Source organism: Dietzia sp. DQ11-38-2, assembly GCF_014145055.1.
GTDB lineage: Bacteria > Actinomycetota > Actinomycetes > Mycobacteriales > Mycobacteriaceae > Dietzia.
Genome location: NZ_JAALDW010000259.1, coordinates 1 through 2,240 on the forward strand (window position 1 = coordinate 1; position 2,240 = coordinate 2,240).

3 protein-coding genes are annotated in these 2,240 nt (G+C 70.0%); all 3 read right to left on the reverse strand.

Features of this window, described 5'->3' with window-relative positions:
* Positions 1-968: hypothetical protein (locus G6026_RS09510; protein ID WP_182613018.1), on the reverse strand; the 968-nt coding region annotated here is incomplete at its 3' end.
* A gap of 72 nt (positions 969-1,040) precedes the next feature.
* Positions 1,041-1,592, reverse strand: a complete 552-nt coding sequence (locus G6026_RS09515) for a DUF1003 domain-containing protein (protein WP_107756744.1) — start codon at positions 1,590-1,592, stop codon at positions 1,041-1,043.
* Positions 1,589-2,240: CBS domain-containing protein (locus tag G6026_RS09520; protein WP_182613019.1), on the reverse strand; the 652-nt coding region annotated here is incomplete at its 5' end. The genes G6026_RS09520 and G6026_RS09515, both read right to left, overlap by 4 nt.

Consider the following 2,240-nt stretch of genomic DNA (forward strand, 5'->3'; position numbering starts at 1 on the left):
GGAGCGGGCGTCGGGGTCACCTCGGTGCACCCTGGGACCGGGGCGCCGGGCTCTCCGGGCCGGGGAGGCGCCGGTGGGGCGGTGGGTCGTCCCTCCCAGCCGTCCGGGCAGTGGTCGGGGGTCGCCGGGGGTTCCACGATCGGCTCGGGCTTGTGGATATCCGGCAGGTCCGCGGGCAACGGGTAGGCGTTGACGGCGTAGCCGTGCGCCCACGCGTTGACGTTGGCGACGTAGGCGAGCGAGTTGTTGTAGGCGAGGATGGCCCGGGTGCGGGCCGCGGGGTCGCCCATCGAGCCGCCCTGCCCGCACAGCAGGGTCGCGGCCGCGAGAGCGCCGTCGTAGATGTTGTTGGGGTCGGCCACGCCGTCACCGTTGCCGTCCCTGCCCAGCACGGCCCAGGTGGACGGGATGAACTGCACGGGCCCGACCGCCCGGTCGTACTCGGTGTCGCCGTCGAACCTCCCGCCGTCGGTGTCGGTGATGACGGCGGTACCGGGCAGGGACCCGTCCAGGCGGGGACCGAGTATCCGACCGATGGTGTTGCCCTGCGCGTCGAAGCGGCCTCGTCCCTGGTTGGACTCGACCTGACCGATACCCGCGAGGATGGTCCAGTCCATCTCGCACGCGGGCTTCTCGATGTTCAGGCGGTCGGCGGCGCGGTGGTAGGCGTCGAGGGCGATCCCGGGGATGCCCAGGGGGCCGTCGGGGATCGTCGCCGGCTCGATGTGCGCGGCCCCGGGGTCGTCCGCCTCGCTCGGCGGCGGGGTCTCGGAGGTCGGGGAGGCGGTACCGGGTGCGGTCGTCGGGTCCTGGGCGGCGGTCTCGGCCGCCTGGACGATGCCGGACGCACCGGTGGGTCGACTGTGGTCCATCGTCAGGCTCACGGCCGTGAGTACGCCGATCACTCCCGCGGCGACCGCGGCGCTGGCCAGTACCCGTCGATCAGTATCGCGCGCGATCTTGCGCAAAGCTCCCCCTACAACGTCCGGACGGTGTCGCGAGCGGGGTGCGTCGTGACATCGCTGCCGTGCGGGTCGACGCTACCTCCGGCCCCTGGTGTCTGAATCGTTTTTGCCCCGTTCGGTGTTACTGCCATCACAATCGCGGGTCGCGAGCAGGGCTTCGATCCGCTCGACCGAGCTCTTCAGGTCGTCGAGCTCGCGGCGCAGGTAGTCGCGGGTCACCGTCTCGCCCACGGAGAGCCGGACGGAGGCCAGCTCCCGTGCCAGGAACTCGGTGTCCGCCTTGGTCTGGGTCGCACGCAACCTGTCCACCGCGATGGACTCCTTGTCCCGGTCCTCCTGCCGGTTCTGTGCCAACAGGATCAACGGCGCCGCGTAGGCCGCCTGGGTCGAGAAGGCGAGATTGAGAAGGATGAACGGGTAGGGGTCGAAACGCAGCGCCACCACCGTGACGTTGATGAGGATCCAGACGATGACGACGATCGTCTGGATCAGCAGATACTGGCCGGTTCCGAAGAAGCGCGCGATGGCCTCGCTGTATCGGCCCACGGCGTCGGGATCGACTGTGATGCGGGGCCGCCGTGAGGTGACGGGAGTCGAGAGCGCCGAGCGTGTGCCGGGTTCGGTCACCGACGTACCTCTCTGGTGTCATGCAGGTCCAGGTCACGCCAGTCCTCGGGGAGGAGGTGGTCGAGGAGATCGTCGACCGCCACCGCCCCCAGCAGGTGCCCCTCGTCGTCGACGACCGGTCCGCACACGAGGTTGTACGTCGCGAAGAACCTGGTCACCGAGTCGACGGAGTCCGTGGGGCGCAGGGTGGACAGGCTGGTGTCCACGGTCTCGGCGACCATCGTCGACGGCAATTCCCTGAGCAGTGCCTGGATGTGGACGCAGCCGAGGTATTTCCCCGTCGGGGTGGCCGTGGGGGACCGGACCACGAAGACGAGACTCGCCAGCGCCGGGCTCAGGTCGGGATTACGGCAGTGGGCCAGTGCCTCCGCGACGGTCGTCTGCGGCGACAGGATGATGGGCTCCGGGGTCATGAGCCCCCCGGCGGTGTCGGCGTCGAACGTCAGCAGCCGCCGGACCGGCGCGGACCCGTCCGGGTGCATGAGCTCGAGAAACGACTCCGCGTCCTTCTCCGGCAGTTCCCCCAACAGGTCCGCGGCGTCGTCGGGGTCCATCGCCTCGAGGACGTCCGCCGCCCGTTCGAGTTCGAGCCGGGTCACGATCTCGGTCTGCTCGTCGTGGGGGAGCTCCTGGAGGATGTCCGCGAGC